Origin of the sequence: Mesorhizobium sp. M0243 (assembly GCF_040321775.1) — a bacterium.
Taxonomy (GTDB): Bacteria; Pseudomonadota; Alphaproteobacteria; order Rhizobiales; family Rhizobiaceae; genus Mesorhizobium.
On the sequence record NZ_JAMYSF010000022.1, the window covers coordinates 52,305 to 79,071 of the forward strand.

Annotated in this window: 33 protein-coding genes and 1 tRNA gene; 24 read left to right on the forward strand and 10 right to left on the reverse strand. The window is 61.4% G+C overall.

What is annotated here, in order from left to right:
* Nucleotides 1-39: 39 nt before the first annotated feature.
* From NKJ11_RS24650 to terL, 7 genes are all read left to right on the forward strand, one after another.
* Nucleotides 40-1,872, forward strand: a complete 1,833-nt coding sequence (locus tag NKJ11_RS24650; RefSeq protein ID WP_352794502.1) for a phage tail fiber domain-containing protein — start codon at nucleotides 40-42, stop codon at nucleotides 1,870-1,872.
* Nucleotides 1,869-2,258, forward strand: coding sequence for a hypothetical protein (locus NKJ11_RS24655; protein WP_352794503.1), 390 nt, complete (start codon nucleotides 1,869-1,871; stop codon nucleotides 2,256-2,258). The genes NKJ11_RS24650 and NKJ11_RS24655 overlap by 4 nt, the downstream gene beginning before the upstream one ends.
* Nucleotides 2,259-2,287: 29 nt before the next feature.
* Entirely contained in the window at nucleotides 2,288-2,464 is a 177-nt protein-coding gene (locus tag NKJ11_RS24660) for a hypothetical protein (RefSeq protein WP_352794505.1), read from the forward strand.
* A complete protein-coding gene (locus tag NKJ11_RS24665; RefSeq protein WP_352794506.1) occupies nucleotides 2,461-2,727 on the forward strand; it encodes a hypothetical protein in 267 nt (88 codons plus the stop codon). Before NKJ11_RS24660 ends, NKJ11_RS24665 begins: the two co-directional genes overlap by 4 nt.
* The gene (locus NKJ11_RS24670) at nucleotides 2,727-2,987 is read left to right on the forward strand and encodes a hypothetical protein (RefSeq protein WP_352794507.1); all 261 of its coding nucleotides are present in this window, start codon (nucleotides 2,727-2,729) and stop codon (nucleotides 2,985-2,987) included. The genes NKJ11_RS24665 and NKJ11_RS24670 overlap by 1 nt, the downstream gene beginning before the upstream one ends.
* Nucleotides 2,988-3,043: 56 nt before the next feature.
* Complete coding sequence (locus NKJ11_RS24675; RefSeq protein ID WP_352794508.1) at nucleotides 3,044-4,189, forward strand: hypothetical protein; 1,146 nt, start codon at nucleotides 3,044-3,046, stop codon at nucleotides 4,187-4,189.
* Between the two features lie 114 nt (nucleotides 4,190-4,303).
* Complete coding sequence (terL, locus tag NKJ11_RS24680; RefSeq protein WP_352794510.1) at nucleotides 4,304-6,013, forward strand: phage terminase large subunit; 1,710 nt, start codon at nucleotides 4,304-4,306, stop codon at nucleotides 6,011-6,013.
* Between the two features lie 683 nt (nucleotides 6,014-6,696).
* Here the strand turns inward: terL and NKJ11_RS24685 are convergent.
* Nucleotides 6,697-7,164 (reverse strand): hypothetical protein, encoded by a 468-nt coding sequence (locus tag NKJ11_RS24685; protein WP_352794512.1) that lies wholly within the window; start codon nucleotides 7,162-7,164, stop codon nucleotides 6,697-6,699.
* A 1,024-nt stretch (nucleotides 7,165-8,188) separates the two neighbouring features.
* Between NKJ11_RS24685 and NKJ11_RS24690 the strand changes: the two genes are divergently transcribed.
* The 12 genes from NKJ11_RS24690 (at nucleotide 8,189) to NKJ11_RS24745 (ending at nucleotide 13,518) form a co-directional block, all read left to right on the forward strand.
* Nucleotides 8,189-9,004: a GP88 family protein gene (locus NKJ11_RS24690; protein WP_352794514.1), complete on the forward strand. Its 816-nt coding sequence runs from the start codon at nucleotides 8,189-8,191 to the stop codon at nucleotides 9,002-9,004.
* Between the two features lie 190 nt (nucleotides 9,005-9,194).
* The gene (locus NKJ11_RS24695; RefSeq protein WP_352794515.1) at nucleotides 9,195-9,566 is read left to right on the forward strand and encodes a hypothetical protein; all 372 of its coding nucleotides are present in this window, start codon (nucleotides 9,195-9,197) and stop codon (nucleotides 9,564-9,566) included.
* Complete coding sequence (locus NKJ11_RS24700) at nucleotides 9,563-9,865, forward strand: hypothetical protein (protein WP_352794517.1); 303 nt, start codon at nucleotides 9,563-9,565, stop codon at nucleotides 9,863-9,865. The genes NKJ11_RS24695 and NKJ11_RS24700 overlap by 4 nt, the downstream gene beginning before the upstream one ends.
* A complete protein-coding gene (locus NKJ11_RS24705; RefSeq protein WP_352794519.1) occupies nucleotides 9,862-10,080 on the forward strand; it encodes a hypothetical protein in 219 nt (72 codons plus the stop codon). The genes NKJ11_RS24700 and NKJ11_RS24705 overlap by 4 nt, the downstream gene beginning before the upstream one ends.
* Nucleotides 10,077-10,361, forward strand: a complete 285-nt coding sequence (locus tag NKJ11_RS24710) for a hypothetical protein (RefSeq protein ID WP_352794520.1) — start codon at nucleotides 10,077-10,079, stop codon at nucleotides 10,359-10,361. Before NKJ11_RS24705 ends, NKJ11_RS24710 begins: the two co-directional genes overlap by 4 nt.
* A gap of 154 nt (nucleotides 10,362-10,515) precedes the next feature.
* The gene (locus tag NKJ11_RS24715; RefSeq protein WP_352794521.1) at nucleotides 10,516-10,680 is read left to right on the forward strand and encodes a hypothetical protein; all 165 of its coding nucleotides are present in this window, start codon (nucleotides 10,516-10,518) and stop codon (nucleotides 10,678-10,680) included.
* Nucleotides 10,681-10,702: 22 nt separating this feature from the next.
* Nucleotides 10,703-10,948 (forward strand): helix-turn-helix domain-containing protein, encoded by a 246-nt coding sequence (locus tag NKJ11_RS24720; RefSeq protein WP_352794522.1) that lies wholly within the window; start codon nucleotides 10,703-10,705, stop codon nucleotides 10,946-10,948.
* Nucleotides 10,949-11,022: 74 nt separating this feature from the next.
* Nucleotides 11,023-11,412: a hypothetical protein gene (locus NKJ11_RS24725; RefSeq protein ID WP_352794523.1), complete on the forward strand. Its 390-nt coding sequence runs from the start codon at nucleotides 11,023-11,025 to the stop codon at nucleotides 11,410-11,412.
* A 73-nt stretch (nucleotides 11,413-11,485) separates the two neighbouring features.
* Nucleotides 11,486-11,848, forward strand: coding sequence for a hypothetical protein (locus NKJ11_RS24730; protein ID WP_352794525.1), 363 nt, complete (start codon nucleotides 11,486-11,488; stop codon nucleotides 11,846-11,848).
* A 129-nt stretch (nucleotides 11,849-11,977) separates the two neighbouring features.
* Nucleotides 11,978-12,334: a MarR family transcriptional regulator gene (locus tag NKJ11_RS24735; protein WP_352794527.1), complete on the forward strand. Its 357-nt coding sequence runs from the start codon at nucleotides 11,978-11,980 to the stop codon at nucleotides 12,332-12,334.
* 4 nt (nucleotides 12,335-12,338) lie between these two features.
* Complete coding sequence (locus NKJ11_RS24740) at nucleotides 12,339-13,373, forward strand: tyrosine-type recombinase/integrase (protein ID WP_352794529.1); 1,035 nt, start codon at nucleotides 12,339-12,341, stop codon at nucleotides 13,371-13,373.
* A 56-nt stretch (nucleotides 13,374-13,429) separates the two neighbouring features.
* A tRNA-Leu gene (locus NKJ11_RS24745) sits at nucleotides 13,430-13,518 on the forward strand.
* A 308-nt stretch (nucleotides 13,519-13,826) separates the two neighbouring features.
* Here NKJ11_RS24745 and NKJ11_RS24750 read toward each other — a convergent pair.
* From NKJ11_RS24750 to NKJ11_RS24760, 3 genes are read right to left on the reverse strand one after another with little or no spacing between them, the layout of a single operon-like run.
* Entirely contained in the window at nucleotides 13,827-15,275 is a 1,449-nt protein-coding gene (locus NKJ11_RS24750) for an aromatic amino acid lyase (RefSeq protein ID WP_023812169.1), read from the reverse strand.
* 26 nt (nucleotides 15,276-15,301) lie between these two features.
* Nucleotides 15,302-15,886: a GDYXXLXY domain-containing protein gene (locus NKJ11_RS24755; protein ID WP_352439912.1), complete on the reverse strand. Its 585-nt coding sequence runs from the start codon at nucleotides 15,884-15,886 to the stop codon at nucleotides 15,302-15,304.
* Nucleotides 15,883-17,001: a DUF2157 domain-containing protein gene (locus NKJ11_RS24760; protein ID WP_352609627.1), complete on the reverse strand. Its 1,119-nt coding sequence runs from the start codon at nucleotides 16,999-17,001 to the stop codon at nucleotides 15,883-15,885. Before NKJ11_RS24760 ends, NKJ11_RS24755 begins: the two co-directional genes overlap by 4 nt.
* 236 nt (nucleotides 17,002-17,237) lie before the next feature.
* Between NKJ11_RS24760 and NKJ11_RS24765 the strand changes: the two genes are divergently transcribed.
* The 5 genes from NKJ11_RS24765 (at nucleotide 17,238) to NKJ11_RS24785 (ending at nucleotide 20,222) form a co-directional block, all read left to right on the forward strand.
* A complete protein-coding gene (locus tag NKJ11_RS24765; protein ID WP_013531315.1) occupies nucleotides 17,238-17,378 on the forward strand; it encodes a DUF1127 domain-containing protein in 141 nt (46 codons plus the stop codon).
* A gap of 49 nt (nucleotides 17,379-17,427) precedes the next feature.
* Complete coding sequence (locus NKJ11_RS24770; protein WP_013531314.1) at nucleotides 17,428-17,568, forward strand: DUF1127 domain-containing protein; 141 nt, start codon at nucleotides 17,428-17,430, stop codon at nucleotides 17,566-17,568.
* Between the two features lie 555 nt (nucleotides 17,569-18,123).
* Nucleotides 18,124-19,542: a methylenetetrahydrofolate--tRNA-(uracil(54)-C(5))-methyltransferase (FADH(2)-oxidizing) TrmFO gene (trmFO, locus tag NKJ11_RS24775; protein WP_352439910.1), complete on the forward strand. Its 1,419-nt coding sequence runs from the start codon at nucleotides 18,124-18,126 to the stop codon at nucleotides 19,540-19,542.
* Nucleotides 19,543-19,615: 73 nt separating this feature from the next.
* On the forward strand, nucleotides 19,616-19,906 hold the full coding sequence (locus NKJ11_RS24780; protein ID WP_128304019.1) for a type II toxin-antitoxin system ParD family antitoxin: 291 nt from the start codon (nucleotides 19,616-19,618) through the stop codon (nucleotides 19,904-19,906).
* Entirely contained in the window at nucleotides 19,890-20,222 is a 333-nt protein-coding gene (locus tag NKJ11_RS24785; RefSeq protein WP_128304048.1) for a type II toxin-antitoxin system RelE/ParE family toxin, read from the forward strand. Before NKJ11_RS24780 ends, NKJ11_RS24785 begins: the two co-directional genes overlap by 17 nt.
* An 8-nt stretch (nucleotides 20,223-20,230) precedes the next feature.
* Here NKJ11_RS24785 and NKJ11_RS24790 read toward each other — a convergent pair whose 3' ends face one another.
* From NKJ11_RS24790 to NKJ11_RS24815, 6 genes are all read right to left on the reverse strand, one after another.
* Nucleotides 20,231-21,178: a sterol desaturase family protein gene (locus NKJ11_RS24790; protein WP_352794530.1), complete on the reverse strand. Its 948-nt coding sequence runs from the start codon at nucleotides 21,176-21,178 to the stop codon at nucleotides 20,231-20,233.
* A complete protein-coding gene (locus NKJ11_RS24795) occupies nucleotides 21,178-21,552 on the reverse strand; it encodes a hypothetical protein (protein ID WP_348629836.1) in 375 nt (124 codons plus the stop codon). The genes NKJ11_RS24790 and NKJ11_RS24795 overlap by 1 nt, the downstream gene beginning before the upstream one ends.
* Nucleotides 21,553-21,688: 136 nt before the next feature.
* Nucleotides 21,689-22,531 (reverse strand): phytoene/squalene synthase family protein, encoded by an 843-nt coding sequence (locus tag NKJ11_RS24800; RefSeq protein ID WP_352794531.1) that lies wholly within the window; start codon nucleotides 22,529-22,531, stop codon nucleotides 21,689-21,691.
* A gap of 1 nt (nucleotide 22,532) precedes the next feature.
* Nucleotides 22,533-22,925 (reverse strand): Mth938-like domain-containing protein, encoded by a 393-nt coding sequence (locus NKJ11_RS24805; RefSeq protein WP_352439908.1) that lies wholly within the window; start codon nucleotides 22,923-22,925, stop codon nucleotides 22,533-22,535.
* 28 nt (nucleotides 22,926-22,953) lie between these two features.
* A complete protein-coding gene (gene secDF / locus NKJ11_RS24810) occupies nucleotides 22,954-25,503 on the reverse strand; it encodes a protein translocase subunit SecDF (RefSeq protein ID WP_128304016.1) in 2,550 nt (849 codons plus the stop codon).
* A gap of 125 nt (nucleotides 25,504-25,628) precedes the next feature.
* Nucleotides 25,629-26,753, reverse strand: coding sequence for a SecDF P1 head subdomain-containing protein (locus NKJ11_RS24815; protein ID WP_352773758.1), 1,125 nt, complete (start codon nucleotides 26,751-26,753; stop codon nucleotides 25,629-25,631).
* Nucleotides 26,754-26,767: the final 14 nt, after the last annotated feature.

Genomic DNA, 26,767 nt, shown 5'->3' on the forward strand with positions numbered 1-26,767 from the left:
CCACCGGGGGCCTTTTGCATTTCCACTCCAAGGAAACCAATGGCATCTCTAATTCTCTCGTATGTCGTCTACAACGGCGACGGGTCGAAGAAGGACTTCACGTTCGACTTTGGCTACCTCGACCGTAATCACGTCAAGGTCTACATCAACGAAGTCTCCTCCGGCGCGTTCGCGTGGATGGGGCCGTTCCAGCTCCGGTTCACCACTGCACCGGCAAACGGCACCAAGATCAAGATCGCTCGGGAGACCCCAAAGCCCCCGCTGACGGTCATCGAGAATGGCTCTTCGCTTCGCGCTGAAGACCTCAACCGGCAGGCCCTGCAGTCCCTCTACATCGCTCAGGAAAGCGCCGACATCGCGGTGCTGATGAAGAGCGGTACGCTGCTCGCCCCCGACAGTGACGCGGGTCGTGTCTTCCTGCAGTTTCCCTCCATTGAGGCCCGTAGGAACAACGTTCTGGGCTTCGATAGCGACGGCCAATTCCGCCCCTTCACCTCCGCTGACATGCCCAAGGGTGAGACCGGCGACAAGGGTGCGACCGGCGATCAGGGTCCGACCGGCGTTCAAGGTCCGCAGGGTCCTGAAGGCATTCAAGGTCCCCAGGGTCTCATCGGACCACAGGGTCCCCAGGGTCTCCAAGGCCCGACCGGCAATCAGGGTCCCCAAGGCGAACAGGGCGTCACCGGACAGGCGTTCATTCCTGACGCACTCGGCTTGACCGCTGAGCGTGCGGCGTATGACGCCAGACCGAAGAACTTCGCCTACCTCGACACCCAGCTCGGCAAGATTTCGTGGAAGCTCTCGGCTACCTCGGGAGACTGGTCCACGGGCATCGGCTTCGGCCAAGGCCCACAGGGTATCCAAGGCCTCGCCGGCACCCAAGGCCCTCAGGGCGAACAAGGGCCGGCAGGCAATACTGGTCCGCAGGGCAACACCGGCCCCACTGGCAGCCAAGGCCCCACGGGCAGCCAAGGTCCAATCGGCCTGACTGGTTCGGCGGGCACCCCTGGCATGATCTGGAGGGGCACCTATGCGCCCGCCACGGCATACACGGCTAAGGACGTCGTGGGCTTCGGTGGCTCGGCTTACATCTGCATCCTCGCCACGACTGGCATGGCACCGCCCAACGCGACCTACTGGAACGTCGTCGCCTCCAAGGGCGATCAGGGCATCCAAGGTATCCAAGGCCCGGTTGGTCCGACAGGCCCTCAGGGTCCTGCTGGTCCCCTCCTGGCCCGCCTCGGCGCGGTCGCTCAGACGATCACCGACTGGAACACCGCTCTCGACAACGGCTGGTACATGGGCAGCGCTGCCGCCAATGCACCGGATGGCAACTGGTATCTCGGCAACGTCGAGGCCCACGGCTCCACCGGCTGGCGGACGCAAACGGTTCACATCTTCACTGCCGCCTCGGCTTCAAACACGCAGACCTACCGCCGCCACCAGATGAATGGGGCGTGGGGCACTTGGTACAAGCTGCAGCTCAGCCAAGCCGAACAGGATGCGCGCTACGCCATCCTCTCCAATCTCCCCATCAGCAGGGTCTTCGAGAGCGCACAGCAGGTTCTCACTGCGGGCGGTCAGCTCATCCTGGCCCACGGTCTTGGGGTGCAGCCGAAGCTCTACTCGATCTTCCTGAAGTGCGCCATTGCCCAGCTCGGCTACGCGGTTGGCGACGAAATCATCCTCAACCAATCCATGACGGACGCAGGCGCTCAGCCTCGTGGTTGGAGCATTGTTCCCGACGCATCCAACATCACCATCCGCATGGGTGACGCAGCCTCCAACGCCTACATCATGAAGAAGGATGACGGCACCTCGGGGCTCATCACGAACGCAAACTGGAGAATTATCATGAGGGCTTGGGCATGACCAAGTTCTACGTAGACGAGGCTGGCAACTACATCGGCGGCTTTGATGGCGTCACGCCCCCAGCGGGTTCCATCCAAGTCCCGACCGCGCCAGCTCGGGCAGACTGCATTTGGAGCGGGTCAACGTGGGCACCTCCCCCAGCGGAAGCCCTCCGTGCGGGAATGCCGGGACTTACTCCTCGCCAGCTCAGGCTCGCCCTACTGTCCATCAACATTGCTGAGGCCGACGTCGACTTCAAGCTGATGAGCGATCCAGCAGGCATGATCGAGTGGAAATACGCCACTTACTTCAAGCGTACTCACCCGCTCGTCGAGGGCCTCGGCGCACTCTTCGCCATCACTGCAGAGCAGATCGACAGCCTCTGGGCATGGGCGGCTGCGCTGTGACACTAGCTCTTCTCACAGGAACAACCTCCGTGGAACACACCACCGCTGCGGTCGCCGTCTCCGCAGTATCGAGCCCCGTTTGGCTCCCTTGGCTCCACTCGGCATCTGACGGCGCAGCACTGATCGCTCCCATCCTGGGCACCATCTGGTTGATCGTTCAGATCATCTCGAAGGCCCGCGACATGCTCCGAAAGGACACCAAGTGAAGACCGACAAGACTGGTCTCGAAGACCTCTTCGATACGTTCGCATCTCAGCTGAAGACCATCCTCACCGAAGGCCGTACGGTCGTCGATAAGGAGACCGGTGAGGCTGTGCAAGTGACGCCCGATGCGGCGTCCCTGAACGTCATCCTGAACTTCCTCAAGCACACCGGGACGACGGTCGCTCCAGGCACCAACAAGGTCGTGAACGACATCGTCGCCAATCTGCCGTTTGACGGCTCCGAACACCAAGAACGGTTCAACTGATGAACATCACCGCACAGAACACCTTCACCACGCCCGTGCTTATCCAGTCGGGCAACTCCTTCGACATCACCATCAGCGGCACCTTCGTGGCGACCGTTGTTCTGCAGCGTTCGAAGGACCAAACGACTTGGCTTGACGTCGCCAGCTTCACCGCGCCAGTCGAGAACACCGGTTCTGCCGGCTCGGCCTGGTACTTCCGTGTTGGCGTCAAGACTGGTGCCTTCACGTCGGGCACCGTTGTGGTCGACCTGTTCGACTGATGTCGCATATCAGAGCGGTTCCGAGGGTCGTCCTTAGGGGCGTCCTTCGGAACGTCTTGCTGACCACGTCCAGTTCCGTCCCGGTCCTGACCTTCCCTGCGGCCAACGCGGTCTACGACCTCGACTTCGCCGGCTACCAGATATTCGGAGGCACCCTCCCCGAGACCAACCAGTTCTCTGGCGCCGGCCACCTCCTGAGGCCACAGCTCACTGGCGTCAACCCGAGCTTCTACGAGGAGACCGATGGGTCTCTCCGAACCTTCACGACGACCTCAGGCATCAGGCGCACGTCGCGCGGCTTGGCGATCAACTACGACCACACCAACATCGCCCTGGCCCCTCGGGACCTGACGAACGCCGCGTGGGTCAAGAGCGCCAGCGTCACCGCAGCCAAGACCCAGACGGGCCGCACGAAGGTTGCTAACTCGGCCTCTCTTCTGACCTTTGGGGCAGACGGGACGTGCCTACAGGCGATCACGGCGACCTCCGTGGCAAGACGCATGTACGCTGACGTCAAGCAGATCACGGGCACCGACCCGCTCGAAATGACGATGGATGGCACGACGTTCACGGCGCTCACGCTGAACAAGGCGCGATATAACGGCATTGGCCGCTACTCGCTTCCTGCCCAGACCCTCGCCGCCTACTCGGTGGGCTTCCGAGGCAAGGCCGGCAACTCGTACCTCATCGACTTCGTCAACGTGGACGAGAGCGAGTACGAGCAGGACGTCATCTCCAGCAACACGCGGGCATGGCGTGATCGGGCCTCAGCCTTGATCGCTGACAACTCTCCATTGGCTTTCTTCGCCCGTGACGAGCCCTCTCAGGTCTACTTCTTCGAGTACGCCCAGCGCCGCGATGGTGGCCTTGCGGTGTCCGATGGCGACCTCCAGATCAGCTCCAACACTGTCGGCCTGAACGCCTTTGGCTGCTCCACCACGAACAAGCCAGTCTACTCTGACGAGCGCCTCTTGGTTCTCAACAGGGGCATCGTCTGGCGCACCCCCACAGGGTGTGGAGCTTGTCTCAACGGCGGTCCTGTCGCAACCGGCCCAGGCATGACGCTGACCGGCGTACTGACCCACTGGGACCTCGGGACCAATGGCATCGGCGCAATGCGTATCGACGGGCGGATCACCCGCTTCTTCGCCTCCCGAACTGTCCCCACCGCCGCTCAAGCGCAGGCGTGGACCACCATCTAGGCCATAGGCCAACAGAGACGCCTCAGGACGAGCGCTAGGTCGCTCAGCAACCCAACAGCCCCCAAGCTCGCAACGCTCGTCCTGAGCGCTCTCTGCCCCTCCCTGAAGGATTAAATGACCAAGCAGACGCTATCTGCCTCGACCTCGCTGTCGTCGCAGAATGACCCTCTACTCGACTTCAGAAACTTCCTCTACGTCGTGTGGAAACACCTCACCCTACCGGACCCCACGAAGGTCCAGTATGACATCGCATCCTTCCTGCAGCACGGCCCGAAGCGCCTCATCATCGAAGCCTTCCGTGGCGTGGGCAAGTCCTGGGTCACCTCGGCTTTCGTCTGCTGGCTGCTCTACTGCGATCCCCAAACCAAGGTCCTCGTCATCTCTGCCTCGAAGCAGCGTTCCGATGATTTCTCGACCTTCACCATGCGCCTCATCTTCGAGATGGAGCTGCTGGCCCACCTGAGACCCGGCCCCGATCAGCGCCAGTCCAAGGTTGCCTTCGACGTTGGCCCCGCTCGTGCCTCGCACAGCCCCTCGGTCAAGTCGCTGGGCATCACCTCGCAGATCGCCGGCTCACGCGCCAACGTGATCATCGCGGACGACATTGAGGTCCCGAACAATTCCGACACCCACCTGAAGCGCGAGAAGCTGTCCGAACAGATCAAGGAGTTCGACGCCGTGCTGTCGCCGGGTGGCCGCATCATCTATCTCGGCACCCCGCAGACCGAGCAGTCGATCTACAACCTCCTGCCCGACCGTGGCTACGTCTGCCGCATCTGGCCGGCTCGCTATCCCGATGAGGAGCGCCGCGCCAAGTATGGCTCAAAGCTGGCCCCGATGGTTGGCCGCGAGCTGGACGCTAGGCCCGACCTTGTGGGTGGCCCGACTGATCCCCAGCGGTTCACCGATATCGACCTGACCGAGCGTGAGATGTCCTACGGGCGCTCAGGCTTCGCCCTCCAGTTCTACCTCGACACCAGCCTCTCCGACGAGGACCGGTTCCCGCTCAAGCTGTCCGATCTGATCATCATGGGATTGAACCCTCGCAAGGCCCCGAGAGAGGTCGTGTGGGGCTCCGGCCCTGAACAGGTCATCGAGAAGCTGCCGATGATCGGCCTGCCGGGTGACCGCCTGCACCGTCCGATCTTCACCGACAAGGACTTCGTCGATTATGACGGCACGGCCATGTTCGTCGACCCCTCGGGCCGAGGCAAGGACGAGACCGCATGGGCTGTGGTCAAGGCCCTCAACGGCATCCTCTACCTGACCGCTGTTGGTGGCGCTCGCGGCCATGGCTACGACGACAAGGTGCTGGACCAGATACTGGACTGCGCCAAGGAACAGGGCGTCAACATCATCAAGGTCGAGCCAAACTACGGCGACGGCATGTTCGCCCAACTCCTCCGCGCCCGTGCCCAGCTCCGCTACCCGGTCACCATTGAGGACGCCGAGTGGTCAAAGGCCCAGAAGGAAGCCCGCATCATCGACACCCTTGAACCGATCATGAACCAGCACCGTCTGGTGGTCGATCCCAAGGTCATCGAATGGGACTACGACAGCACGGCTGCTCTGCCGACTGACGAGGTCAACAAGTACCGCCTGTTCTACCAGATGACCCGGATCACCAAGAACCGGGGAGCCCTGGCTCACGACGACCGACTGGACGCTGTGGCCGGCTGTGTCGCCTACTGGATTGAATGGATGGCCCGGAACACGACCGTGGCTGTCGAACAGAGGAAGCAGGAGCTGCTCGATCTCGAACTGGCCCGCTTCATGGAGAACGCCCTCGGGGCCTCCCTACGGTCCTCCCCTCGGTTCTTCTAGGTCCTCAGTTCCCCTTCAGTATCGAATAGGTTGCCCACTAGCACTGTCCCGATGGTTCCCCTTAGGGTTACCCTTAAGTGGGACCTGATTGGAACCGTAGGTAGCCCCCCCTCAGGGTGACCCCTAAGTGACACCTGATAGCATCCCTCAGCAGCCCCCGGAGTTCTCCCTGGAGGTGTGCCGAGGGGTGCCTAAGGTCGACTACCGTAGTCAGGAGACCCCTCAGTCATCCATGTCAGATAGGAGGACCCCCTCGTCCTTGGCAGCCAGCCGGAAGAGCCTGCGGACCTCCTGAGCTGTCGCCCTCTGTTCCCCGAAGGCTACGCAGCACTCGACCGCACGTCGCCAGGACGCGCCCCGCTTGGTGAACTTCAGGAGCTGCTCAGCGGCAGCCTCGGCCGAGGACACGTTGTAGCGGAGGCCGATGCGTTCCTTGATGGGGACCGCTGGGGAGAACCATGAGAGCGACATCAGGTGAACCTCCCGTAGGAGAGCCTGCTCTTCAGGTGGTTGGCGTTCAGCAGCATCGTTAAGTCCGTCGCATAGGTGATCTCCAGGCCAACCGCTGGGTGACCCTCAGGCTCAGCCGGAAGGCCGGTCTGTAGGTCGACCACCGTCCATCCCTTAGGGTCACGCTTCAGTTCGTACCTAGGTTCTGCCATGACGGGGATGTAGGGCAGCGGCTACTTCGATGCGAGGGTCTGAAGCAGTTCATCGCCGCGAAGCCCGCTTTTGTATCGTGCCATAAGGCTTTCGGCAGCCGTCGTAGCTTCGGGGCTTTCGCGGGTGATCCCACGCAGCGCACAGAGTTGATCGAACATTTCCTGGAGAATGGCTATGTCTTCAGGTTCGAAGGTGCCGTGTGCCAGCTGTGTTATCGGCATGTCGTCCCCTGCACTGATTTTTTCAGGATCATTCAATCGGAATGAAGGCGATGTCAATGTGGGACCGAAGGCCAGGGGGTCGGAATATTTGGTGCAAATTTCTGAGCGGGTGATCGGATAACAGGCACGCGCGCCGACCCCCCGTACCCCCTCATCTTTCCGCGCGCGGGCGGGCACATTGCGCGTGGTCTTAGTCGCGCGTGTCGCACCCTCCCACACAATTCCCCACATTGAAGGCGCAACGCCGTGCAGTCCAAGGGCTGCCAAAGGATATGATATCTCTTCGATGCATCTAGGGCACCATGAGGCGCACCATGAGGCGCACATAAGGCGGCATGGAACGGGCATTCCAAGCGCGGAATCTTTGTTCGCTTGTCTGCCAATCGGTGTATTTGCTCGGGGACAACCTAAGCCGCGCCTTCAGGTCTCACGCTAGGTCACGCTTGATCGGTCTTTAGCTCCGCGCGTATAGGTGCCCACACGGTTTCCGCTATGGCGCACGAAAGGGGCAAGGTATGGGCGATCAATTGACGGGCTTCTATTGGGGCGCTGTTGTCACGGGGTTGGTGATTGGTGCTGTCTGGTTTGGTCGGCGCGACGATAAGGTCGGCATGTGGGTTAGCCTGTTCATTGCGGCATCATGCGTCCTTACGTGGCTCATGCCGGCCACCGGTTAATCCCTTCAGTGACACGATAGGGCAATCTGCGGCGATTTCTTCAAACTTTCTTTCTGTGTGATTTCAATGGTTTACCTCAAAAGTAACCCCTATCTAGCGCTTTTTTCAATCTTCCCACTTGCGCAATCATCCCGCTCTCGTCTAGGTATTGGTCATCGAACGAAACGGCTTCGGCCAGGGCGATCGGGACCGGGGACAAGACCTCGGCGCAGAGAGAGGCCAGCGGCCTTGAACGTATCGCGGAAAGAAAGGCCAGACCGGTGCGGAACCGGGAGGCGCGCATAACCGGGATGGTTGCGAGAGAAGAGCCTAGAGCAAAGCAGAAGAGCTAGGTGGACCGCAACCAACGCAGTGGCAAGACCGAAAGGTTGAACCGGGCGGCGCGAGAAGTGTGACCTTCTCTATCCACTGACGGGACAATCCCATCTGTGCAGTGGATTGGCAAGTTCACGCTTCACCAAATCGCTTGCGGTGCCGCCCGATGGCATCGCGAACGCATGGGATCACGGATCGGCAATCGGTTCCGCCCAATGCGTGTCAGTCCCGCCCCACGGTTGCTCAATGGGGCCACGGCACAAGCCCGCAAGCGAAGTCCAACTCAAGGGATTTCGATCATGTTCAAGTCCAAGACCATTCGATCTGGCGGCAACGCTAAGACCATCAAAGGCGACAAGTTCGGTGAATATGAAACCGCCATCATGTACCTTGCGCCGGCTGCCCAATCGCTACTCGGCAACGTGTGCCCGATGGCTGCCACGGCAGGCTGTGAAATGGGCTGCCTGTCAAAGGCTGGCCGCGCTGGCATGTTCAACTCGATTGTCGAGGCTCGCATAGCCAAGACGCGACGGTATTTCCGTGACCGCAGGCAATTCATGGCTGATCTGGTCAAGGATATCGAGGCATTCGTGCGCTACTGCCAGCGCAAGGGCGTCAAGCCAGCGGTTCGGCTGAACGGCACCAGCGACATTCAATGGGAGGTGGCGCACCCTTGCTACCGCCGCATTGAAACCAGCGACCCGGCACAGCTTAACCCGGCTTGCTTCCTGTCGATCTTCCACGCTTTCCCTGAGGTGCAGTTCTACGACTACACCAAGGTCTACAAGCGGGCCTACCGCAAGCTGCCGGCCAACTACAGCCTGACGCTCAGCTACAGCGAAGCGAACCCGGCCTATCGCGATGCGGTGCTGCTGGCCGCTTTGGACACCGAGACCAACATCGCCGTGGTCTATCGCTCGAAGCACGTTCGGGACGCCGTGGCCGGTTGTGGCAAGGTCGACAGCTTCGGCCACTCCAGCGGCGAACGTCTGGCCCGCGAAGTCATCGACGGTGACGAAACCGATATGCGCTTCACGGACCCTCGCGGGGTCATCGTCGGGCTCTACGCCAAGGGTCCAGCCAAGAAGGACACTTCGGGCTTCGTCGTCGGCTAACCTATCCACTGTCGCAAAGGTTCCCTGAGCGCATCGGTCTGGTGTCCTCCAGCACTGGCCGGTGTCGCTCGGGATCACGAAAGGAAACCATCATGCCTCCTGAAGTCGAAACCATCTGGGCAACCTTCCTGTGGTGCGCGCTGATCACCGGCTGCGCCATCTTCGCAATCAAGACCGCGAGGGCACCGAAATGAGGACCAAGCTGTTCACCGAAGCCGACTGTGAAGCCGCCATGTGCCTCTGGGAGGCCATGCTCGTCGAGTATCGCGAGGAAGGCAAACCCGGTCACGAGTGGGCTGAGCCGATGCACGCTCGGTGGGACCAATGGGGCACCTCTGAGATGCGCCACGACTGCATCGCTCTGGCACCCATAGCCGAACGCGTTTGGCAGATCGTTCGGGAAACTGGCGAGGAAGACCATCTGGTCCCCTTCGACTGGGAGTTCATCCCGGCCTTCCTGCGCCGCGTCCAGTGGATCAGTCCACCATCGGGCGAAGGGTGGACGCCTATCGACGAGGCCGCGATGGCTGCCGATCTGCTCAAGATCGTGGTGCCGTCATGATCGTCTACAATGTCCAGCGCCGCTGGTTCACCATGAAGAACGACGCCGAGGTCTACCGCAAGGCCGGGGGTCTGCCCACCAGCGCAACCTACAAGCTCCACATGGAAAGCCGCGACGATCTCGCCGCGCTGCTCAATGGGCTCTGTGGCCTCGGTGCCGAGATCGATGGTGCCAACCCTGAGCCGCCACCTGTCGTCATCGAGCGAAACCAGATCACCAACACACCACCTGACTGTGTGCCGCTCTTCCTAATCCGCGATTGGGAACGCCGCAACAAGATCAACGAGGATCAGAAATGACCACCTACATCTGCCAGCGCCTCGACGAATACACCGAGCGGGGCAACAAATGGGCACTCAAGGTGTCCCACACCACGGGGGCAATGACGCCCCTCGGGTTCCACCGCACTCGCAAGGCCTGTGTCACCGTCGCCCGCCTCTTGGCTGGCCGGCAGGGCAAGGTTGAGGTGCGCAACAAGCCGGCCAGGATCACCGCGTGGAGGATCGAGGCATGATGTTCAAGTCCATGGTCTGGTATCGCAACGCCACTGGCGCGCTGCGGTCATCGGGCGATCTGCTCGACCCTGCCTATGAGGCCTGCGGGTCACTTGACGCGGCACACAAGGCGCTTCATCGGGCAACGCCTTTCGTCCGCTCGAAGGCCATTAGTGTGGTCGTCACGATCTGCACCCCGAATAAGACCTATCCGGTCAGCTCCGTCATCGACCGCGATCCTTGGATGTATCACGGCACCAAGGAGTATTTCGTCGACCAGCTCGTCGGGGCGGCAGCATGACCCTCTGGGAGTTCGTCCAGATCGCCCTCGCCGGCTACGCCTTCGTCTGCCTGTTCACCGCCTGGTGGCTGGTCAAGACCGCTTAATCCCAACTCGCATTTGCAAGCGTAACTCAAATTCACTGTTGACACCCAACAGAGAGGAAGATATTCCTATGCACATCATCAACGAGCAATTCCTGACCGAGGGCAAGGCCGCTGCATTCATGCAGGGCTACGCCAACAAGTTCCGTCCAGCGATCTTCGGCACCCGGCTGACCAAGCGGCGCTCCCGCTGCGGCCAGTACTGGGAAGTCGTCGGCGCGCGCTTCGCCAACTGATCAATTCAATCGGAGAACCTCAATGATCAAGACCAAAGCCAACACCGCCACCGCCAGGGAGCCCACCGCACCCATGACCAAGTCGGTTCTCGAACTGCTGCGCCGTAAGGGTGCGCTCACGTCGCTTGAAGCCCAGGGCGTCCTGCGCTGCCGCCAGTTGCCAGCCCGCGTCCTCGAATTAAAGCGCCTCGGACACAGAATCGTGACCGAATTGAAGGTCGATCCGACCGGCCAGAAATACGCTCGTTACCATCTGCAACATCTGTAATCGCTAAAGAAGGAGCAACTTGAGAGGGAGCCAACCGGTTCACTCAACCGTGCAATTGGAGATCATGGCCCGAGATGAAGAACACACCTAGAGAGAGGGCAAAACGATGCATCCTCATCGAGATGATGCTCAGCATTCAGGAAGCCATATCCAAGCTGGAATATCCCGGAGAGGTCAGCGTCGTCTTAATGGCGGTGCGCCTCGGCCACTACTCAGGCAAGCCGATGGACATCACCTCGCTGGCCGGCGCGACGAGCCTGCCTCGAACGACTGTCCTGCGGCACCTGAGGACGCTCGAAGTAGCAGAGCGCGTTCACATAAGTCGCGGTGGGAGACGCACGGTCGTCACACTGAATGGTCGAGCGGACACCGCGAGGACGGCACCGTTCTATCGTCGGGTGGAGGTCAGCGTCATGGAGGCCTACCGCGACCTGTCCAAATTGGACACCAAAGCTATAGACTAAACCAAGAACCTTTAATAAGTCGCCCTCAGCCGTCCCACAGGAGGGACAGAGGCCAACTCAGGGAATAAATATCATGATGCAGAAGATCGAGGCCATCCTCGTTCAACTTACCCGTATTGCAGATGCGTTGGAGAATGCAGGGGGGTCCGCGTTGGGGGTCGGCGCGGCTGTCCCCAGCAACCCCTACGCCAGCCCTGACGTGCCTGCCGGCTACGATACGGTGCTTAGCTATTTCGCCAAAACCAACCCGGAAGCCCTTGATTTGATGGGCGACCCTATTGCTGATACTCAACGCGACGGCTTCTGGCTCAAACATCAGGCCAGCCGCCGCGACATCCAGATCATCTCGGTTGAGGCCCCGGCTCCCTTGAAGGAGATCGGGATCGAGACGGTCAACGCATATCCACTTGAACTGCTGCGCGAACGTCTAGGATAAGATGACTGCAGGGGGCGTTAACAGGAAACAATTGGGGGACTTTCTCGGAAGCGGGAAGGTCCCCTTGTTGCAAAGGATGCGGCTTCGGAGTATCAATCCACACGTAACCACCATGTGAGGGACGGAACAATGAACACCTTTGCCGGGCGTCAGCCCGATAACAAGACAGCGCGCAGACTGCTCTCCTTCATTGAGGAGTTCGGCAAGCTCGACGCTGAAATGCAAATCCAACAGATCGCGGTCTTCCTACACGTCATGGGCAAGCCCGAGATCACCATGCGAGAGCTGGAGCAGGCAACTGGCCTCAGCTCATCGTCGGTCAGCCGAAACGTCTCTGCACTCTCCAAGGTGCATCGCAAGGGGCAGCCGGGACATGACCTCGTGGTCACCTTCGAGGACGCTATGGACCGGCGCATCAAGCGCGTCAGGCCGACGCCGAAGGGCACCAAGGTCTACAACACCCTCATCAACATTCTGGGGAGCTAACATCATGGCGGTCACCAAGCGTGGCAGCGGGTATCAGGCCGAGTTCGTTGTTGGAGGCAAGCGCTTCCGACAACAGTTTGACAGCGAGGCAGCAGCGGAGAAGTGGGAGTTCGAGACCCGCGCTGCCTTGAAGGCCGGCAAGGTTCTGCCCGAAGGTCCGTCCAAGTCGACCGGTGGAAAGGACGTGGGCACCCTCGGGGAGGTCCTGCGTTCGGCCACCAAGTTCCGCTGGACCAACCACGGCGGTTGCGTCGGTCAGGTTAGGAACGCCACGACATTCGTCAAGTGGGCCGGCGAGAAGGCCAGCCCTGCGGAAGCCCTCGCCACCGGGAACGTGCTGGAGTTCGTCGAGCATCTGATGGACGAGCGCAAGGTCGCCAACCAAACGATCAACCGCTACCTGTCGGCGATCTCGGTGCTCGCCAAGCAGGCTGGTGTGGCCAAGCCCGACCTGCCCTGGCAGAAGGGCAAGAAGGGTCGGCTGCGGTTCTTCACAGAGGAAGAGGTGGCGCTGATCATCCAGACCCTCACGCTGTGGGGGAAGGATCGCATCCGCGACCTGTTCATCTTCCTCGTCGACACAGGCGCTCGCCCGTACTCCGAAGCGACAGCCTTCCGGTGGCTCGATCTGCGTGGCAACGTGGTGACTTTCGAGCTGACCAAGAACGATCTGCCGAGGAGCATCCCGCTCACCAAGCGCGCTCAGGAAGCGGTCGAGCGTCAGCGGCCCTACACCGGCCACCTGTCGGGGCCATTCTCCGACATCGGCAAGTGGGAGGTCATCGAGACGTGGCGCAACATCCGCGAACACATCCCCGGCCTACACGACACCGTGGTCTACACGACGCGGCACACATGCTGCTCGTGGCAGATCATCCGGGGCATCGACATCCGGCGCGTACAAATCTGGATGGGTCACAAGTCAATCCAGACCACCCTTAACTACGCCCACCTCGCGCCCAACCATCTGCTCGACAACCTCACCGCCCTCGAAGGTGGCGCGGCTCCGAGGCTCGTGGTAATCAACGGGAAATCCTAGCCAGACCGTGTGGGAAACCATGTGGGAGACTGGTGGGATTTCCCCACGATGTGGGAGTGGGCGTGGCGGAACTGGTATACGCAGCAGACTTAAAATCTGCCGGTGTTTCAAACACTTACGGGTTCAAGTCCCGTCGCCCACACCAAGCCACTAACGAGACTTAAAATCCCTCGATCTCTGATCGTACGGGTTCGATTCCCGTCGTCCGCACCAGCCTTCGCTCTTCGAGCTTCGAGTGGCGAGCCACCTGAAGCTCGTTAGTGCATGTCGCCCAAAGTGACCTCGGTTTTGGGAGAGCGACATGCACAAAGACAAAGACCTGAAGCGGGTCGCCTGAAGGCGCGACACCGCTTAGACAAAGGAGCGTCCTCCGAAGCCTTGGCCAAGGAGGACCGGTTCGAATTTCATCCGTTCAGGCGCACCAATTTCACCAGCCAGGGCTTGTTGGCATCTCTACGCCTCGAACACTTTCTGTGTGAACCATTCCGCCAGCCTGGCAAGCTCAGGCCCCAGCACACGATCGGCACCGACAGGCGGCACGATAGCTCTGATTTGATCGACGAAGGAGCGCAGTGCCGGCGGCGGCGTCCGTTCGGTGACGTGCAGCGCCTGCGAGGCGATCATCGCCAGCATCGCCATGGCGGCATCGACGCAGCGGCCGGCGGTCGCTTCCTTGGTCCATGCGAAGAATGCCGTCGTGGCGACGTCGTCCTGCCCCGCACCGGCCGATTCCGTGCCCGGAATGAAGGTACGTTGCGCCGCCAGCTTGGCCTGCTCGAGATAGCCGGTGATCGCCATCGGCACGTAGCCGACATTGCCGTGGCCATCGCTGTCGGCCGAGTGTCGTCCGGTCATCAGAAGATCGGGCAGCAGCGACACCTTGCCGTTGAGCAGCTTGGAGGCGTGGCGATCACAAAGCAGGCAGATGTCGGCCCATATCGCCGCCAGATCATCCAGCGCCGGCGTCGCCATGGCGTTGTGATAGCCGCCGGTCGAGATGCAGCGGCCGAGCGGATGTGCATCTTCGGGCGGGATATAGACCGGATTGTCCGATATAGAGGCCAGCGACACATTGGCTGCCCGCTCGGCCGACGACAGCGCACGATGCGCCTGGCCGAGGACGCGCGGCACGATGCGGTAGCTGACCGGCGCCTGATAATTGCGTCGCCCATCGCCGGCGCCAACCAGAAATTCCCGCAAACCCTGCAGGGCCGCGGCCTCATGCTCATCACCCCAGAGCGTATCGAGGGCGGCGTCATAGTGTTCGAGCGGGGCGCGAAACGCCTCGATCGACAGCGCGAACACTTTTTGCGCCATGCGGATCCGGCGGCGCGCCGCGAGCGCCGCGTCCGCTACGAGGGCTGCAGCGCAGGGCGAGCCGTTGATCAGCGAGCCGCGTTCCTTGACCTCGAGATCGAAGCGCGTCGAAAGCTCGGCAAACAGCGGATAGAGCGCCAGGATTTCGCCGGCGCCGCCCTGGCCCGAGGCCGGCACTGTTGGCATCGGCCCACCATTGAGCATTGCGGCCACGGCAAGCGCGATGCGTGGCGAGGTGGCGGCGTTGCCCTCGATGAAGTTCGTCAGGCGGGCAAGCACGATCGCCCTGACCACGCGATCCGGCAAGGGATCGCCGAACGAGGTGGCGGCGGCAAACGCCTTGATGCGCGCATGGCGATCCCGCTCGTCGAGTTCGAGCTTGCGGCTCGCCAGCTCTCCCATGGCGGTGGTGACGCCATAGATGACCGGTGGCGGATCGGATTCAATCAGCCTGAGAAACGAGGCGCGGCATTCGGCGATGCGCTGCAAGGCCTTCTCGTCGATGTCCACCGTGTCCTTCTTCCAGGCGACGCGGAAAACAGTGTCGAGGTTGATGTCCTCACGCGTCGACAGGCTAACTGGCATGTTTCACACCACTGCAAATAAGGGACTTAGTAGAGTGGTTCCTCGAACAGCGTCTTGTCGCCGTCCACCAGCGCCTTGATCTGCGCGGTGCCGTCGCCGGCGAGCGCAAGACGGATGCCGAATGGCCGCACCCGCATGTCGTTCTGGATCGCCATCCCCTCGCCTTCCGGCAGATAGAAGCGTTCGATGCCATAGTCCGGCGCGATGGTCATCCCTTCGCCGCGAAGATCCCAGCCCTCGGCGATGTGGCCTAAAATATCGGCCTCGTCCGCAGCGGCCGGCTTCGGCGCCTTGCCGAACCAGGCTGTCGTCGGCTGCCAATAGCCGTCGGAGCCCTTCTTCAGGCGCACGACAATCGAGGTGTCGTCGCTGGAAAACTTGTCGGGCGGAATGTTGGCGATCATTTTCACCGGTATGCGCGAAATATCGTAGCCCAGGATAATATAATCGCCGCGCAGGAGGTCGCGCGGATCGACAGGTTCGATCTTCAGCAAGACTTCCTTGCCGTTGCGCAGGATGGCCGCGCGACCGGCGATGATCCAGCTCAGGAAGCCGATTTGAACGAGCGCCAGCAGCAGTGCCGAGATGACAAGCCTTTTCCCGGTGATCATGCCGTGGCTCCTTTGGCATCTGGACCTTTCATACGCTTTTCCACGCGGATGATGACGATCGCAAGGATGCCGAGCAGCACTGCGGCGGCCAGGAAGAAGCCGGCTGTATCGAGCATCGATTGCAAGGTCACCACATAGATGATGGCGAGTTCGAAGGCGAAGCCAAGATAGGCAAACCAGCGCAGCCCACGGCTTTCCCGTCCTGCCAGCACGATTGCGGCGACAATGCCGGCAAGCGCGATCACCGAAGCGAGGGCAAAACCGCTGTTGTAGGTGCTCTCGTCGGCGAGTTCGAACTGGATCATTGCGAGGCCGGTGAGGAAGCCGAGCAGTGCGTGCAAGGGCAAGCGGCCGCCGAGCTGCACGACCCGGTCGACCGGATCCGGCGCGAAGACCGAGGCCGCGAACAGCAGCGCCGAGACGACGACCAGCGGGATAGCCACCTGCAGCGTGTCGTGGTTGGTGACGAGCAGCACAAGATAGAACAGAACCGACAGGATGATCAGGTGGCGCGCCGCCTGGCTGCGGGTCCAGAACGATACGGCAAACAGCACGATCGCCATGATCACGAAGGCATGCGGAAATTCGCTGCGGCTGTAGTAGTCGAAGCCTTTGAGGAACAGCCAGGCATCGGCGATGCCGACCGAAGCGACCGTCAGCGGATTCGAACGCAGCGCAACCGCCGCCAGCGCCGTGCCGGCGCCCCAGGTGACCAGAGCAGACGCCTCGTCGCCCGAGAGATGATACATCTGGCCGATCAGCGCGATCGAGCCGCCGAAAGCCGCGGCCGCCACGATCCACAGCGCTTCGCCGAGCGCCGGATGGTCGCGGGTCTTCAGCACCGCGCCGCCGACATAGCCGCCGAGGATGACGGCAAACAGTGCCGCCACGCGTGCCAGGCGCGGGATCGCGTCCCAGTTGGCGGCGACGAAAATCAGGATGGCGGCGCCGAACAGCAAGGCGGCCATCATTGCCAGGATAGAGCCGAAGCTAAGCGACTCGCGCGCGTTGGCCTCGACATTGCACGAAAGCGAATCGGCTGTGGCGGCGTCGATCAGCCCGGCCTGCAGCCAGCGCGCGATATCCGCCCTGACCCGCGACGAATAGCTCGCCATGCTGTGTCTCCCCCACGTTTGGTCTTTTTTCAGCCGATCCGGTCAAATCGTTGACGCGGCGGCATTTTCCGATTCGGGTTTCTTTGTGTCAGGTCCGTGAACGCCCGTTAATGCTGCATTGCACAATTTGCATTGCTGCCATGCAGCCATAGCGCTTTTAAATCGATATGGGTCCGCCTATTTATAGTTCGTACACAAACGGAATGATCCGCAAGAAAGACGAAACGAGAACTACCATGAACCTGATCCGCAACTACCGCAACTGGCGCCGCTACAGGGACACCGTGTCCGAGCTGAGCCGCCTAAGCAACCGTGAACTGACCGACCTCGGCATCAGCCGCAGCGACATTCCTTACGTCGCTCGCAAGGCGGTCTAATTCTTCGGACCGCGAATGGTCCGAACCAGTTTTGAAAAAGAGAACGACAATGAACCTGATCCGCAACTATCGTAACTGGCGCGTTTATCGCGAGACGGTTACCGAGCTGGGTCGCCTTTCCAACCGCCAGCTGCATGATCTCGGTATCGTCCGCGACGAAATCAAGATCATCGCCCGCCAGGCGATCTAGACAGAATTTCGGCAGGGTCGACCTCCTCCCCGACCTTGACGAATACGGTCACCCCTTACCTCCTCCCAAGGGTTGACCACAAAAACGGCGCCCGCCGCACCTCCTCCCGCGGCGGGCGCTGTTTCCCCGGGGCAAATCAAATTTGCCCAGAAGGGTTTCGCCCCTTTCAAAATTAGCGAAAGAGATTTCGTCAAAGCCGACCTCCTCCCCGGCAATGACGAATAGGTCCGACCTTCACCTCCTCCCGAAGGTTGGCCACCAAAACGGCGCCCGCCGCACCTCCTCCCGCGGCGGGCGCTGTTTCCCGGCCCCAGAAGGGTTTCGCCCCTTTCAAAATTAGCGAAAGAGTTTTCGTCAAAGCCGACCTCCTCCCCGGCGATGACGAATATGGTCGGCCTTCACCTCCTCCCGAGGGTCGACCCCAAAAACGACACCCGCCGGACCTCCTCCCCCGGCGGGTGTTGTTGTTTTCAGGGGCGCTCCGATCAGCAGCTGTTTGCTCCGCACCGCGCACGGCAATTGCAATCGCCGCACCAAGCGATTATTCCGGCGTTCATGAGCAAAAACCCAATCCACATCATCGGCGGCGGCCTCGCCGGTTCCGAAGCCGCATGGCAGGCAGCCGAGGCCGGCGTGCCCGTCATCCTGCATGAAATGCGGCCCGTTCGCGGCACCGATGCGCACAAGACCGACAGCCTGGCCGAGCTGGTCTGTTCGAACTCCTTCCGCTCCGACGACGCCGACAACAATGCCGTCGGCCTGTTGCATGCCGAAATGCGGCTGGCCGGCTCGCTGATCATGAGCGCCGGCGACGCCAACCAGGTGCCTGCTGGCGGCGCGCTCGCCGTCGACCGCGACGGATTTGCCGACGCGGTGACGAAAAGGCTTGAAGCGCACCCGCTGATATCAATCCAGCGCGAGGAAGTGCCGGGCCTGCCGCCGGCGGATTGGGACCAGGCGATCATCGCCACGGGTCCATTGACCGCGCCCTCACTTGCCCAGTCGATCGCGGAAGCGACCGGCGCCGATGCGCTAGCCTTCTTCGACGCCATCGCGCCGATCGTCCACTTCGACACGATCGACATGGACATTTGCTGGTTCCAGTCGCGCTACGACAAGGTCGGGCCCGGCGGCACCGGTAAGGACTACATCAACTGCCCGATGGACAAGGACCAGTACCTTGCCTTCGTTCAGGCGCTGGTCGACGGCCAGAAAACCGAATTCAAGCAATGGGAAGGCACGCCCTACTTCGACGGCTGCCTGCCGATTGAGATCATGGCCGAACGCGGCGTCGAGACGCTCCGTTACGGCCCGATGAAGCCGATGGGGCTGACCAATGCACACAATCCGACGGTGAAGGCCTATGCCGTCGTCCAGCTGCGGCAGGACAATGCGCTGGGCACGCTCTATAACATGGTCGGCTTCCAGACCAAGCTGAAGCACGCCGAGCAGGTGCGCGTGTTCCGCACCATACCGGGTCTCGAAAACGCCGATTTCGCCCGCCTCGGCGGCCTGCACCGCAACACCTACATCAACTCGCCGACCTTGCTCGACGCTTCGCTGCAGCTGAAGTCGCGCCCCGGCCTGCGTTTTGCCGGCCAGATCACCGGCTGCGAGGGCTATGTCGAGAGTGCCGCGATCGGCCTGCTCGCCGGCCGTTTCGCCGCCGCGGAAAGGCTCGGCCATGCGCCGTCGCTGCCGCCGCTGACTACGGCCTTCGGCGCGCTGCTCAACCACATCACAGGCGGCCACATCGTTTCGGATGACGAGCCGGGAAAGCGCTCTTTCCAGCCGATGAATGTCAATTTCGGCCTGTTCCCGCCTGTGGAAGCGCCGAAGACCGAGGGCAAGCGCATGCGCGGCAAGGACAAGACCGTCGCCAAGCGGCATGCCATCACATCGCGCGCACGCGCCGATTGCCGGCAATGGCTGGGATTGGCGGCGCAAACGGAAACGGCCGAAGCTGCAGAGTAGCCAGCTTCCTCCCTGATTGGACCATAGGCGTCAAGTAGGATACTATCTCACTTCTTGCCTAAGAGAGACAGCCATGGAATCCGCCGAGAAACTATCGGTCACCGTCACGCCCGCAATGGCGCGCATGATCCGCGAAAAGGTCGAAGATGGCTCCTTCGGATCGGCCAGCGAAGTCATCCGTGCAGCCCTTCGCGCCTTCCAGCGCGAAGAGGAAGAGCATGCCGAGCGCATGGCGTCGATCAGAGCCCGGGTGAAGGCGTCGATCGAGGATACAAGGCCGGGCCATTCGGGAGAAGAGGTTCGCACTCACCTCCGGGGACTCTTCGCCCAGTATTCGAGCCGTGCCGATGATTCGGCGGCTTGAGGTCGAGTATCGTGAAGATGCCAGAAATGATCTGGCCAACATTTTCAGACATATAGTCGAAGCCAATGGAAGTCCTGACGTCGCGCTGAAGTTCGTTCTGCGCATCGAAGACCGGTGCCAGAGCATCGGCAACGCGCCTCGCGGCGGTCGTTCCCGCGACGACATCCTGCCAGGATTGCGAACAGTTCCGTTCGAGCACTCTGCAGTCATCGCTTACATCATCGACGATAACTTCGTCCGCATCGTCAACATCTTCCATGGCGGTCGCGACTATGAAACGCTGATGCGCGAGGGCGGGTCGAGCGAACCATCCTGAGGCGATGGTTATTCGGCTGGCTCGACACCAGCCGCCGGCAACCCCGGCTTGCCCGCCTCAGGATTTCGCCTGACATAGGCAGCTTTCAATGTCTCGGAAGTTTCGCGCGAGCCGTCATGGCTCCAGCCCGGCGGCTTGATCAGATAGTTCAGGCGGTCGCTCAACGTCAGACCGGGCGCAAAGGCATCCCTGAACATGCCGATCCATTCATGGAACGCCACTTTCAGCGGATTGAAGGTGCCGACATTCCTGACGATGCCGTAGCGCGGCCGGTCTTCTTCCAGTTCTCCGACGAAGGTGCCGAACACGCGATCCCAGATGATCAGCGTGCCGGCATAGTTGGCGTCGAGGTAGCGCGGATTGGTGGCGTGATGGACGCGGTGGTGTGACGACGTGTTGAAGACGAACTCGAACCAGCTCCACATCTTGCCGATCGTCTCGGTGTGGATCCAGAACTGCCAGACAAGGTTGAAGCCGAAGGTGAAGGCAATCACCGCCGGGTGGAAGCCGAGCAGCACCAGCGGCGCCTGCAAAACGAACATGAAGGTGAACAGACCGGTCCAGCTTTGCCTGAGCGCCGTCGACAGATTGTAGTGCTGGCTGGAATGGTGGTTTACGTGTTCGGCCCACACCCAGCGCACCCGGTGCGCGATGCGATGATAGACGTAGTAGCGCAGATCATCGAGCAGGAAGGCGGCCAGGAACACCCAGACCGACAGGCCGAGATTGAAGACGCGGAATTGCCACAGCCACAGCAGTGCCCAGTAGGACACGACGCCAAGCAGCAGCCCGGCAACGACATTGCCGGTGCCCATCATCAGGCTGGTCAAGGTGTCGCGCGTCTCGAACGAATCCCTGGCGCGGCCGGTGCGCACCAACCAAAGCTCGATCAGGATCGCGACCACGAAGAACGGGATGGCCAGTTGGGTGACTTGCGGGAAATTGTAGCTGTCCATCACGCGGCCTGCCCAGTGGAATTTGAACCTTGCGGCTCAAGCGCTTTCAGCACGCCCTGTGCATCCGTTGAGCTGGCAAAGCGGAAGCGGCCGCCCTTCCAGGTGAAATCGGCGAGCCGCAGCGAAACCGTGTTCGCATCTCCGGCGTTCAAAACCGCGACATTCTGAGGCGAGACGATGCGGGTCAAAAAGCGATCGCCGATGCTGTGAACGATGCCGATGCGCCCTCGCCCGATATCCAGAAACGCCGTCTTGGCATCCGCTGTCAGGCGGACCACCGTCGCGATCTCGTCGGGAAAATCCTCAGTGAATCGGCTCACTGCGCGATCGACACTGCTGAGCGTCGCCGTCTTGCTGCCGCCGGTGAAATGCACCGCCGCAACCGACAGCGCGATGCCGAAGGTAACGATCGCTACCAATATGGGTAAGCTCATTCATCTCCTCCGGGCCGGCCTGTTGTCTTCAGCAACAGTTTGGCGCGGGGACGTCTTAACATGATTGACGTTTACGTCAAAGCGCAGGCCAGCCCTTGCTCGCGCGACGCAGCAGCAGCCAATGCCGGCGCAAGGCCGACAGCCACGCCACGCCTTCGAGCGGCGAACCATTCTCCATCTTGCCGAGATAGGCACGTGACAGGGCGAGCGGCAGGAATGCCGGACGCAGCGATACAGGCAGAGCCGGAGCGCCTCGCTCGAAGGCGGAAAGATGTTCCCGTGCCAGCGCCATCATCGCCGCCACCGCGCGTTTGGCGCCGGGTCCGCCATCACCGGCAACGAACTCCTGCGGCGAAGAGCCGGCCGCTGCAAGGATATCGGCCGGGACAAAACACTGTCCGCGCCGGCGATGCAGCGGCAACAGCAGCAGCAGGCCGGTCATCGCCTGCGCACAGCCTGCCCTGCCCGCCAGATCGGCAAAGCGCGGCGCCTCGACGGGATCGAGCACCATCGCCGCAAGCTGGATGAGTGCTGCGGCCGTCTCGCCGCAATAGCCTTCCAGATCGGTGCGCGACGGCATCGGGTCGTCGTAGAGGTCGAAGATGCGCGCATCGAGCATGTTCTCGAAGGCCGGCTCCGGAAGGCCGAACGTCGCTATCGTGGCGTTCAAGGCTTCGGCAACGGGATGGCCGGCGCCGGCCTCGCCGCCGGCGGCAATGACATCGCGCCACCACTGCAGCCGCACTTCGCCCGGCAGCGCTTCATGGATGCGATCGCGAATGCCTGCGATCTCGGCATTGAAGGCATAGAGCGAAAACAGCGCGTCGCGCTTGTCCGCCGTTGCATAGAGCGCGGTCAGATAGCGGTCATGGTCGGTGGCGCGCACCGCGTCCATGACGATTTCAGCGCTTCGAGACATGTCAATCGACGGCAATGAGCGCTGCGGCCACCGCGCGCTCTTCCGCCAGAAGGACATTGTAGGTCCGCACCGCGGCCCCCGTCGACATCGGGTCGGATGCAATGCCGGCGGCCTTCAGCGCGGCCAGCAATGCGGCGGGCAATGGCCTGAGATCCCTGCCCATGCCGACCAGCAGGATTTCGACCTTGTCGGCCTCAGCCAGCAGCCTGTCGAAATCCGCCACCGTCAGCGCCAGGGGATCAGCCGGTTCCCAACCATGGATGCCGGATGGCAGGCACATGAGCGAACCACGGTGCGACATGTCGGCAAAGCGGAACCCGCCATTGCCGTAGGCTTCGATCGGCGCGCGGCCCGGAAAATGCGCCTCGCGGATGACGATGCCTTTGCTGGTCATCGTTCTGTCATCCCTTCGGGGCGGCGCGTCAGGTCGCGACCGCCTTGCCGCCATTGACCGGCTTCTCCTCGTCGGCAGTTGCCTGCGGCCGCAACTTGAACAGGATCAGCAGCGGTGCGGCGATAAAGATCGAGGAATAGGTGCCGAAGACGACGCCGAACAGCATGGCCATGGTGAACGAGCGGATCACCTCGCCGCCGAACAGCACCAGCGCCAGCAGCGCCAGGATCGTCGTCACCGACGTCAGTGTCGTCCTCGACAGAGTCTCGTTGATGGCGTTGTTCAACAGTTGCGGCAGCGGCATCCGCTTGTATTTTCGCAGATCCTCGCGAACACGGTCATAGACCACGATCGTGTCATTCAGCGAATAGCCGATGATGGTCAGGATCGCCGCCAGTGACGACTGGTTGAACTCCAGCCCGGTGATGACGAAGAAGCCAAGTGTCATGACCACATCGTGCACCGTCGCCACGATGGCGCCGACCGCGAACTGCCATTCGAAGCGGAACCAGACATAGACCAGGATGCCGAGCAGCGCGATCAGCATGGCGATGGTGCCTTGCTTGGCGAGTTCTCCGGAGACTGTCGGTCCCACCACTTCCACGCGGCGGAAGTCATAATTGTCCTGCAGTTCGCCGCGCACCTTGTCGATGACGGTCTGCTCGGCATTCTCGCCGCCATCCTGCGTGCCGACGCGGATCAACACGTCGTTGGGCGTACCGAACTGCTGGACCTGGACTTCGCCGATGTTGAGCTCGGTCAGGCGCGAGCGGAGGTCGGCGAGGTCGGCATTGCCGCTCTTGGCCTGTACCTCGATCAGCGAACCGCCCTTGAAATCGATGCCGTAATTGATGCCGACGGTCATGAACATCACCACCGAGAGGATCGACAGTGCGCTTGACAGCGTGAACGTCCAGCGACGGATGCCCATGAACGGAATTTTCGTGCCGGGCGGAACGAAGGTCACCGGCGCGCGCGGCAGTTCCTTCGGGCGAGCCCGGCGCAGCCAGATCGAGACCAGCAGCCGGGTGAAGGTGAAAGCGGTGAACACGGTCGTCAGGATGCCGATGGCATAAGTGATGGCAAAGCCCTTCACCGGCCCGGTACCGAGATAGAACAGCACCACGGTGGCGATCAGCGAAGTGATGTTGGAATCGACGATGGTCGCCAGCGCCTTGGTGAAACCGGTATCGATCGCCTGGATCACGGAGCGGCCGGCGCGTCGCTCCTCGCGGATTCGTTCGTAGATCAGCACGTTGGAATCGACCGCCATGCCGATGGTCAGCACGATACCGGCGATACCAGGCAAGGTCAGCGTCGCGCCAAGCAACGAGAGCACGCCGACGATCATCGCCACGTGCACCGCCAGCGCGATGTTGGCCAGGAAGCCGAGGAAGCCGTAGGCGACGAACATGAAGGCGACGACGAGGATAGAACCGATGATGCCGGCGACCTTGCCGGCATGGATCGAATCCTGGCCAAGGCCCGGACCCACCGTGCGTTCTTCGATGACCGTAAGCGTTGCGGGCAACGCACCGGCGCGCAGCAGCACCGCAAGGTCGTTGGCACTCTGGGCGGTGAAGTTGCCGGATATCTGGCCGGTGCCGCCGAGGATCGGCTCGCGGATCTGCGGCGCCGAAATCACCTGGTTGTCGAGGATGATGGCGAACAGCTTGCCGACATTCTGCGCAGTGGCCTGGCCGAAGCGCGCCGCCCCTTTCGAATCAAAGCGGAACGACACCACCGGCTCGTTGTTCTGCGAATTGTATGTCGCCTGTGCGTCAACGAGGTTTTCGCCCGAGACGATGACGCGATTTTCGATCAGATACGGAACCGGCGGATCGTCCTGCGAGTACAGCACCGACGAGCCGGCTGGCGGACGGCCGTTGAGGGCATCCTGCACCGGCATCGACTGGTCGACCATCTGGAAGGTCAGCTTGGCGGTCTGGCCGAGGATTTCCTTCAGCCTTTGCGGGTCCTGAAGACCCGGCACCTGGACAAGGATACGGTCGTCGCCCTGTCGCTGCACGATAGGTTCGGTCGTGCCGAGTTCGTTGACGCGGCGCTCGACCACCTCGATCGACTGCGTCAGCGCCGTCGATGTGCGATATTTGATGCCGGCGTCGGTGACGTTGAACTTGAGCAGGCCGGGCTCGGAATCATCGAGCGTCATTTCCTGGATGGAGCCGCCGGTGAACAGGCCGGCAGCGACCGGATCGGTCAGCGTCTTCAGCGCCGTCTTGGCGGCATCGATCTGGGCGGGATCGGTGATACGGACCTGCAAGACACGTCCGGTGCCGGCGAGGCCGGTGTAGCCGATCTTGGCGTCACGCAGCAGCGTGCGGATTTCGTCGCGCGTCGTCTCCAACCGGTCCTTGATCAGATCGTTCTGATTCATCTCCAGCAGGATGTGCGAGCCGCCCTGCAGATCGAGGCCGAGCGTCATCTGCCGCTTCGGCACCCAGTCGGGAAGCTTGGCCAAAGTGCTTGCGGGGATGAGATTGGGCGCGGCGAGGATCACCGTGATGGCCACGGCCACCCAGATCAGGATCATCTTGAAGCGCGAAAAATACAGCATATGGCGTCGTCCGTCAGAGCGTGTCCGCGGATCGCTCCGCCTAAAATTCGGTTATTTCTTGGCATTCTGGTTCGCCACCGGCTCACCATTCATCCGCGCATCTGTGGTTGTCGAGCACAAGGCGGTCACTTTGGTGCTGCCATCGGACTTTCTTCAACTATTGTCAATCGTGCGGGTAAGCGGCCATTGCGTAATAGCACGGCGAGATCGTTAGCGTCCTCGACAGTGAAATTGCCCGATATCTGGCCGATGCCGTCAAGGATGGGCTCGCGGATTACCGGTACTGAAACCACCCGACCGTCCAGCACGACTGCAAACGAACTGCCGACATTCTGCGAGGTCTCCCGGCTTAGCCGTGCGGTTCCTTTTGAATCGACCCAAAACAGGACAATCGGCTTGTTACTTTGCGGGCTGTAGGCCGGCTTCGCATTGATCAGGTTGTCATCCGAAACGATGACACGGTTCTCGATCAGGTAGGGGACCGGCGGATCGTCGTGTGAATAAAGCATGCTGGACGAATTGGGCAGCGGCCCATTAAGCGCGTCTTTCACCGGCATCGATCCATCAATCATCTGGACAGTCAGCTTGGCGGCACGAACAAGGATATTACTTAGCCTATGCGAATCCTTGAGGCCCGACACTTGGACCATAATCCGATCATCGCCTTGCTGCCGCACGATCGGCTCCGAAATGCCCGATTCAACCCTCCTGAAGTCATGGATGCGATGCTTGATGACCTCCACTGACTGCTTCAAAGCCGCGGACGTTAGGTATTTGATGCCGGCGCCCGTGATGACGAATTTGAGCAAGACTGGTCCGGACTCATCCAGCACCAGCTCCTGGACTGCGTCATCATCGGCAGACGGATCGGTCAGTGTCTTTAGCGTTACTTTGGCCAAAACAAGCTGAGCGGCATCCGAAATGTGTACCTGAACCGCGCGACCCGATACAGCCAGACCGGTATAGCCGATGTGAGCGGAACGCAGCAGTGAGCGGATTTCGTCTTGGGTCGTCTCCAGCCTGCCTTTGATCAATTCGTCCAGATCCAGGCCGAATACGAAGCGCGAAATGCCCTTTTGATCGAGGCCAATCGCCGTCTGGATTTTTGGTGCCCAATAAGGCTGCTTCGCGAGCGGACTTGCCGCGAAAAGGATGGACACATCAAGCACTGCTGTAATGACCGCAGCCACACAGATCAGAACTATCCTGAAGCGCGAAGAAGGCGGCAAATGGCGTCCTCCGTCAGGCATGCTGGCGGATCCCT